The sequence below is a fragment of the Roseicyclus sp. genome (assembly GCF_052168335.1).
GTDB lineage: Bacteria > Pseudomonadota > Alphaproteobacteria > Rhodobacterales > Rhodobacteraceae > Roseibacterium.
The window spans coordinates 1-7,853 of sequence record NZ_JBQLZP010000107.1 but is presented as its reverse complement, the minus strand read 5'-3'; the positions used below and the strand labels follow the sequence as shown (position 1 = coordinate 7,853).

Annotated in this window: 9 protein-coding genes; 3 read left to right on the top strand and 6 right to left on the bottom strand. The window is 71.0% G+C overall.

Annotation, left to right across the window (positions count from 1 at the left end; all coding sequences use genetic code 11):
- The first annotated feature begins 13 nt into the window (after positions 1–13).
- The 3 genes from ACTS11_RS03505 (at position 14) to ACTS11_RS03495 (ending at position 2,430) form a co-directional block, all read left to right on the top strand.
- Positions 14–1,612 carry an ATP-dependent DNA ligase gene (locus ACTS11_RS03505; protein ID WP_442638956.1) on the top strand — a complete coding sequence of 533 codons (1,599 nt, stop codon included), beginning with the start codon at positions 14–16 and terminating at the stop codon, positions 1,610–1,612.
- 90 nt (positions 1,613–1,702) lie between these two features.
- Positions 1,703–2,089: a hypothetical protein gene (locus ACTS11_RS03500; protein ID WP_442638954.1), complete on the top strand. Its 387-nt coding sequence runs from the start codon at positions 1,703–1,705 to the stop codon at positions 2,087–2,089.
- Positions 2,090–2,247: 158 nt separating this feature from the next.
- Positions 2,248–2,430, top strand: a complete 183-nt coding sequence (locus tag ACTS11_RS03495) for a hypothetical protein (RefSeq protein ID WP_442638953.1) — start codon at positions 2,248–2,250, stop codon at positions 2,428–2,430.
- A gap of 237 nt (positions 2,431–2,667) precedes the next feature.
- Here ACTS11_RS03495 and ACTS11_RS03490 read toward each other — a convergent pair whose 3' ends face one another.
- From ACTS11_RS03490 to ACTS11_RS03465, 6 genes are all read right to left on the bottom strand, one after another.
- The gene (locus ACTS11_RS03490) at positions 2,668–3,447 is read right to left on the bottom strand and encodes a gamma-glutamyl-gamma-aminobutyrate hydrolase family protein (RefSeq protein WP_442638952.1); all 780 of its coding nucleotides are present in this window, start codon (positions 3,445–3,447) and stop codon (positions 2,668–2,670) included.
- 127 nt (positions 3,448–3,574) lie between these two features.
- The gene (locus ACTS11_RS03485; protein ID WP_442638951.1) at positions 3,575–3,958 is read right to left on the bottom strand and encodes a RidA family protein; all 384 of its coding nucleotides are present in this window, start codon (positions 3,956–3,958) and stop codon (positions 3,575–3,577) included.
- On the bottom strand, positions 3,955–4,374 hold the full coding sequence (locus ACTS11_RS03480; protein ID WP_442638950.1) for a GlcG/HbpS family heme-binding protein: 420 nt from the start codon (positions 4,372–4,374) through the stop codon (positions 3,955–3,957). The genes ACTS11_RS03485 and ACTS11_RS03480 overlap by 4 nt, the downstream gene beginning before the upstream one ends.
- A gap of 82 nt (positions 4,375–4,456) precedes the next feature.
- Positions 4,457–6,601 (bottom strand): malate synthase G, encoded by a 2,145-nt coding sequence (locus tag ACTS11_RS03475; protein ID WP_442638949.1) that lies wholly within the window; start codon positions 6,599–6,601, stop codon positions 4,457–4,459.
- Positions 6,602–6,681: 80 nt separating this feature from the next.
- On the bottom strand, positions 6,682–6,840 hold the full coding sequence (locus ACTS11_RS03470; protein WP_442638955.1) for a DUF2256 domain-containing protein: 159 nt from the start codon (positions 6,838–6,840) through the stop codon (positions 6,682–6,684).
- Positions 6,841–6,928: 88 nt separating this feature from the next.
- Positions 6,929–7,853 (bottom strand): FAD-binding domain-containing protein (locus ACTS11_RS03465; protein WP_442638948.1); only part of this gene is annotated, 925 nt, incomplete at its 5' end.

Below are 7,853 nucleotides of genomic sequence, written 5' to 3'. Positions count from 1 at the left end.
GGGAGCGGACGGCATGAAGCGCTTCGCCGCCCTCTTCGCCGCGCTCGACCAGACGACCTCCACCAAGGCCAAGACCGAGGCGCTGGCCGCCTATTTCCGCGAGGCGCCCGAGGCGGACCGCCTCTGGTGCATCGCGCTCCTCTCCGGCCGCCGCCCGCGCCGCACCATCACGACGACGAAGCTGCGGGAATGGGCGGCGGAGCGGGCGGGCATCCCGCTCTGGCTCTTCGAGGCCTGCTATCCGGTGGTGGGCGACCTCTCGGAGACGATCGCGCTGGTGCTGCCGGAACCCACGGCCGAGACGGACCTGCCGCTCTCGGACTGGATCGCGCGGCTCCGCGCGCTCGACGCCGCCGACGAGGAGACGCGCAAGGCCGCGATCCTGACGGCGTGGGAGGGCCTCGCCCCCCGCGAGCGGTTGGTGTTCAACAAGCTTCTCACCGGCGGCTGGCGGATGGGCGTGAGCCAGAAGCTCATGACCCGCGCGCTCGGGCTCGCGACCGGCATAGACGAGGCGGAACTGACCCACCGCCTGATGGGCGACTGGACGCCCGACAGCGTGAGCTGGCGCAGCCTCATCGAGGCGCATGACCCCACCGCCGACCTCTCGCGGCCCTATCCGTTCTATCTCGCCTACCAGATCGAGCAGCCGCCGGAGGAGCTCGGCCCCGTCGCCGACTGGCTGGCCGAGCGGAAATGGGACGGCATCCGCGGCCAGCTCATCCTGCGCGGCGGCGAGCACTGGCTCTGGTCGCGGGGGGAGGAGCTGATCACCGACCGCTTCCCCGAACTGGCGAGCCTGCGCGACTTCCTCCCCGACGGCACGGTGATCGACGGCGAGGTGCTGGCCTACGACCGGACCGCGGAGGCGCCCCTGCCCTTCGCGCGCCTCCAGCCCCGGATCGGGCGCAAGACCGTGCCGAAGAAGCTGCTGGCCGAGGCGCCCGTGATCCTCATGGCCTACGACCTCCTCGAGTGGCGGGGGGCGGACCTGCGCGAGGCGCCGCTGGCCGACCGGCGCGCGACGCTGGAGGAGGCCGCCGCCGCCCTGCCCCGCGACCTGCCCCTCCGCGTCTCGCCGCGCGTGGAGGCCGCGGACTGGGCCGGCCTCGCCGCCGCGCGGGCGCAGAGCCGCGATCTCGGCGCCGAGGGGCTGATGCTCAAGCGGCTCGGCGCCCCCTACCTCGCGGGGCGCAAGAAGGGCGACTGGTGGAAGTGGAAGGTCGACCCCCTCTCCATCGACGCGGTGATGATCTACGCGCAGGCGGGATCGGGTCGGCGCGCGACGCTCTACACCGATTTCACCTTCGCGGTCTGGAACGGGAACGAGCTCGTCCCCTTCACCAAGGCCTATTCGGGCCTGACCGACGCCGAGTTCGCCGAGATCACCCGCTGGGTGCGCAAGAACACGACCGACCGCTTCGGCCCGGTGCGCGCCGTCCGGCCCGAGCATGTCTTCGAGATCGCCTTCGAAGGCATCCAGGAGAGCCCGCGCCACAAGTCGGGCGTCGCCCTGCGCTTCCCCCGCATGGCCCGCTGGCGCCGCGACAAGCCGGTGTCGGAGGCCAACACGCTGGCGGACCTGAAGGAGATGCTGGCGCAATACGGCTGAACCGCCATCCGCAAAACGCCGCGATTCCAGCGCGAAACGGCCGGAAACGGCGGTTTCCCTGCTTTCATCCACATGTCGAAGGCAAACGGTATGGATTTTGCAGGAATTCTGGCGGGCCTCCTCGGAGCACTCGTCGGTGCGGTCCTGATCGCCGGGGTCATCGCGCTTGTCTTCCGCGTCTTCGGCCTCGAGATGCCGCGCTTCGGCAATCTCTGGAAGGCGGCCTACCTCGCCTCCGCGGCGGTCATCATCGCCGACGGCACGCTCGGAGCGCTCGTGCCCGGCGCGCCGGGCAGCATCGCCGTCCTCGTCCTCGGCCTGACGGGCGCCTTCTTCGCCTATGCGAAGGTGCTGCAAAGCCCCGGGGGCGACCCGATGGGCAACCGCGCCGCCGCGCTGGCGCTCGGGGCCCACAGCGTGTTCTCGCTGGCGATGTTCCTCCTCGTCTTCCCGCTGCTGGTCTCCGCCCTGCTCTGAGGGGGACGGCCTGCACATTCGGCAGGCGGATCGCGGCCCCCTGCCCGATATTGAGGCGAAACCGCCGGTGGACGCGCCGGCGGCCCGCGGGTTACGCTGTCCGTCCACCGGAACCGGGCCCGCGCCCGCGCGCAGTGCCCCGCAAAGGGAGTTGACCGATGGACCACAAGGATCTCGTGCAATACGCCCGCAGCCTCTTCGACGCCCACGGCGACAAGGCCGAGGCCGAGGCCGCGCAGAAGGCCGCCGCCGCGCGTGACGCGGGCAAGCCCGAAGATGCGGAGACCTGGGAGAAGATCCGCCTCCACATCAAGGAGTTGCGCGGCGCGCGGCAGACCTGAGCCTCAGGAAAACGTCGCGAGAGGGTCGCCGCAACGCCGACCCGCCCGGTCAGGATAGGTCGCGCCCGTGAACGTGGTATCCGGGATGCGGTCCGTCCGGCACGCGGCGAGCGGTCCCGGAGGACATTTCGGGGGTCATGTCCGGTGTTCTCCATGGGTTCGGTCGATGACCGCACCATGGGCGCGCGCGACTGACCCGAACCTGTCGGTTGCATTGCGCGACGGGCAAGGATGTCTTCAGGCGACCTCTGCGACCGGAACCGGGCGCCGCCGTTCGGCCCAGGCGCGCGCCGCCGCGCCGAAGGCCTCGAAGAGCGGACGGGAAACCGGGTCCTGCGCCGCGCGATACTCGGGATGCCACTGCACCGACAGGGTGAAGCCCGGCGCGCCCTCGATGTAGATCGCCTCGGGCGTGCCGTCGGGCGCGTGGCCGTCGATCACGATACGCGCGCCCGCCCGCTTGATCCCCTGCCCGTGGAGCGTGTTGGTCATCACCTCGCGCGCGCCGAGCACCCGGTGGAACGGCCCGCCCTCCGTGAAGGTGACGGCGTGGCGCAGCGCGAATTTCTCCTCGATGGTACCGTCGGGCGGCATCCGGTGGTTCATCCGCCCCGGCAGGTCGCGGATCTCGGGATGCAGCGAGCCGCCCATCGCCACGTTCACCTCCTGGAAGCCGCGGCAGACGCCGAGGAAGGGCTGTCCCCGCTCGACGCAGGCCCGGATCAGGGGCAGCGTCACCGCGTCCCGCGCCCGGTCGAAGGCGCCATGCGCCTCGGTCGCGTCCTCGCCGTATTCCTCGGGGTGGACGTTCGGGCGCCCCCCGGTGAAGAGGAACCCGTCGAAGGTCTCGAGGAGTTCCGCGGTCGAGACGAAGCGCGGGTCGGACGGGATCAGGAGCGGCATGCAATCGGCCACCTCGGCGATCGCCTCGGAATTCATCGTGCCGCCGGCATGGGTCGAGTACTGATCGTTGATCAGGTGATGATTGCCGATGATGCCGACGAGGGGCCGCGCCATGAACCTTCCCGCTCCTTCCACCCGGGCACAGGTATAGCCCGCGCGTGACGCAGGAGAAAGTGCCCCTTGGCACAGAACACACATCATCCTGCGCGAATCCGCGGCAAGTGCCGCGGATTTGGGCGCTTCAGGCCTCCGGAAGCCGCGCAGTGACCTCGATCTCGATGCGCATCCGCGGATCCTGGAGCGCCGCGACGATCATCGTCGCCGCGGGCCGCACCGCGCCGAGCCAGGCGCGCGTCACCGGCCAGCAGGACGGCCAGTCGCCCGCATCGGGCAGGATGTAGCGCACGCGCACCACGTCCGCCATCGCCGCGCCCGCCTCCCGCAGCGCCGCGTCGATGTTGCGGAAGGTCTGCTCGGCCTGCGCCGCGGCGTCCCCGGCGATCTCCATCGTCGCATAGTCGAAGCCCGTCGTCCCCGAGACGAAGACCCAGCCGTCGCAGACCACCGCCCGCGAATAGCCGATGTCGGCCTCGAAGGACGAGCCCGAGGAGACCAGCCGCCTCACGCGCTCGCCTCGAACCCCGCCGCCTCGATCCCGGCGACCGCCGCCGCCGCGTCGTTGTCCGACGTGTCGCCGGTGACGCCGACCGCGCCCAGCACGACGCCGTCCTTCAGGACGAGGACGCCCCCCGGCACCGGCACGACCTTGCCCCCGAAGGCGCCGTTCACGGCGGCCATGAAATAGGCCTGCCCCTCGGCCCGCGCCATCTGCACCGATCCCGGCATCCCCAGCATGACCGCGCCATAGGCCTTGCCCCGCGCGATCTCGAAGCGCCCCGGGCTCGCCCCGTCCTCGCGCTCGAAGGCGAGAAGATGCCCGCCCGCGTCGAGCACCGCCACCGACAGCGGCTTCAGCCCCAGCTCGCGCCCCTTCGCCCGCGCCACCTCGATCATCTTCCGCGCCGCTTCGATAGAAATCATCTGTTCCTCCCAGGGGCCTGCCGCCCCTTCTTCATCTTTCGAAAAATACCGCCGGGGGTCCGGGGGCAGAGCCCCCGGTTCCTCACGCCGCCTTCCACTCCAGCCGGCGGGCATGGAGCACCGGCTCGGTATACCCGCTCGGCAGCTCCCGGCCCCTCATCACGAGGTCCATCGCGGCCGCGAAGGCGATCCCGTTGAAGCCCGGCGCCATCGGCCGATAGGCCGGGTCGCCCGCGTTCTGCCGGTCCACGACCTCGGCCATGCGGCGGAAGGTGGCGACGACCTCCTCTTCGCTGACCACGCCGTGATGCATCCAGTTGGCGATGTGCTGCGCGCTGATCCGGCAGGTCGCCCGGTCCTCCATCAGCGCCACGTCGTTGATGTCGGGCACCTTCGAGCAGCCGACGCCCTGGTCGATCCAGCGCACCACGTAGCCGAGGATGCCCTGCGCGTTGTTCTCCACCTCGCGCCGGATCTGCGCCTCGGTCCAGCGCCGGTAGGCCGCGAGCGGAATGTCGAGGAGCGCGGTGACATAGGCGCGCCGCCCGCCCTTCTCGAGCTTCTCCTGCACCGCGGCCACGTCCACCCGGTGATAGTGCAGCGCGTGCAGCGTCGCCGCCGTCGGCGAGGGCACCCAGGCGCAGTTCGCGCCCGCGCGCGGATGCTCGATCTTCTGTTCGAGCATCGCGGCCATCGCGTCGGGGGCCGCCCACATGCCCTTGCCGATCTGCGCCCGGCCGCGGAGCCCGCATTCGAGCCCGATGTCGACGTTCTGGTTCTCGTAGGCCGTGATCCAGGACTTCCGCTTGATGAAGTCCTTGCGGGAGAACGGCCCCGCCTCCATCGAGGTGTGGATCTCGTCGCCCGTCCGGTCGAGGAACCCGGTGTTGATGAAGGCCACCCGGTGCTGCGCGGCGCGGATGCATTCCTTGAGGTTCACCGAGGTGCGACGCTCCTCGTCCATGATGCCGAGCTTCACGGTGTAGCGGGGAAGGCCCAGGACCTTCTCCACCTCCGTGAAGGTGTCGTCGGCGAAGGCCACTTCCTCGGGGCCGTGCATCTTGGGCTTCACCACGTAGACCGACCCGGCGACCGAGTTCCGCGCGCCCTCGGCCTTCTTCAGGTCGTGCATCGCGATGAGCGTCGTGATCATCGCGTCCATCAGGCCCTCGTAGGCCTCCGAGCCGTCCTCGAGCAGGATCGCGGGGTTCGTCATCAGGTGGCCGACGTTGCGCACCAGCATCAGCGCGCGGCCCTTGACGGTGAACTCCGAGCCGTCCGGCGCGGTGTAGGTCCGGTCGCCCTCGAGCCGCCGGGTCATCTCCGCCCCGCCCTTCTCGAAGGTCTCGGTCAGGTCGCCTTGCATGAGCCCCAGCCAGTTGCCGTAGGCCAGCACCTTGTCCTCGGCATCGACGCAGGCGACCGAATCCTCGCAATCCATGATCGCCGAGACCGCCGCCTCCATCCGCACGTCGGCCAGCAGCGCCTGGTCGCGCGCCCCGATCGGATGCGCCCGGTCGAAGACGAGTTCCACATGCAGCCCGTTGTTGCGCAGGAGCACGCTGTCGGGCGCGCGCGGGTGGCCGGTATGGCCGGCGAACTTCTCCGGCTGCATCAGCGGCTTGTCGTCGGCGAGGAGTTGACCCTTCTCCACCCGGTAGCGGTGGATGTCGGCATGGCTGGCGCCCGCGATCGGGAAGGCGTCGTCGAGGAAGACCCGCGCCCGCGCCACCACGCGCGCGCCCCGCCCCCGGTCGTAGCCTCCGGGCGGCGGCAGGCTGCCCATCGCGTCCGTCCCGTAGAGCGCGTCGTAGAGGCTGCCCCAGCGCGCATTCGCAGCGTTCAGCGCGAAGCGGGCATTGGTGATCGGCACGACGAGTTGCGGCCCCGCGACCGTCGCGATCTCGGGGTCGATCCTGGTGGTATCGATGCGGAAGTCCTCGCCCTCGGGCAGCAGATAGCCGATCTCGCCCAGGAAGGCCTGGTAGGCGTCGGGGTCGTGCGGCTGGCCGCGCCGCGCGATGTGCCACTGGTCGATCCGGCGCTGCAACTCCTCGCGCGTCTCGAGGAGCGCGCGGTTCCGCCCCGCGAAGCCGTGCAGCAGATCCGAGAACCCGGCCCAGAAGGCGCCCGGTGCCACCCCCGTGCCGGGCAGCGCCCGCTCCTCGAGGAAGGCGGCCAGTTCCGCCGCCACCTGCAATCCGTTTCTCTCGACGCGCTCGGCCATCCACCCCTCCGCTGACGGTATCCCACGGCATTCCGTGACGCCGGATTAGGAAAAAAGTTTCCGATAGGCAACAGTCGCGGTCAGGTTTTCTGACCAAAGCCACCCTTCCGCGCCGCGCCCCGACAGCGGTCCGAGCAATGCCGCACCTCGTCCCAGACGCGCGCCCATTTCTTCCGCCAGGCGAAAGGCCGCCCGCAGGTCGCGCAGGTCTTCTGCGGCAGGTCGGATTTCTTGCGCATCTTGGCCATGGGGCGCGAGATAGCGGGCCCGACGCGCCCGTCCATCGGTCTCCGTCGCCGGGCCTGCGGATCGCCCTTGCGTCTCCCGTCAGAGGTCGAGCCGCAACTGCCGCGTGTCGGCCGGCTTCCGGCGCCCCTCCCGGTCGTTCACGAAGTGCCGCCCCGCGCCCCGGTCCTTGCGGCTCGCGTGCTTCTCGACGATGCGCGCGGCTTCGGCCCGGAACCCATCGCCCCGCCGGATGCCCCAGACCGCCTCGCGCGCGGCGCGCGCCGCCGCGACAACGTCCACGACCGGCGCGGGATAGCGCCGCCCCAGCAGCCGCCCCGCCCCCTCCCACTCCCAGGGCGCCTGGAGGTGGCGGTCCGGCACCTCGGCCAGTTCCGGAACCCAGCGGCGCGTGAAGACACCGTCCGGGTCCTGGTCGCGCCCCTGCTTCACGGGGTTGTAGATCCGCACCGTGTTCATGCCGGTCGTGCCCGACTGCATCTGCATCTGCGGCCAGTGGATGCCCGGCTCGTAGTCGGTGAAGGCGCGCGCCAGGTGCGGCCCCGTCGCCCGCCAGTCGAGCCAGAGGTGGTAGGAGGCGACCGCCACCAGCATCGCCCGCATCCGGAAGTTGAGCCAGCCGCCATGGTCGAGATAGCGCATGCAGGCATCGACGAAGGGCAGCCCCGTCTCGCCCTTCTCCCAGGCGGCGAGGCGGGCCGCGTCGGGCGCGCGCGGACGCAACGCCTCGCAGGCCGGGTGCAGGCAGCGCGTCTCGATCGCGGGCGCGTCCTCGAGCTTCTGCATGAAGTGGTCGCGCCAGGCGAGCCGCGCCTCGAAGCTCGTCATCGCGCCCCGCCAGCCCGCGCGCGTGCCGGCGGCCTCGGCCTTCCGCCGCGCCGCCGCCTGCGCCGCCTCGCGCGGCGAGAGCGTGCCCCAGGCCAGATGCGGCGAGAGGCGCGAACACGCGTCCTCCCCCTCCAGCGGCGAGGACATGGCCCGGCGATAGTCCCGCCCACGGCTTTCG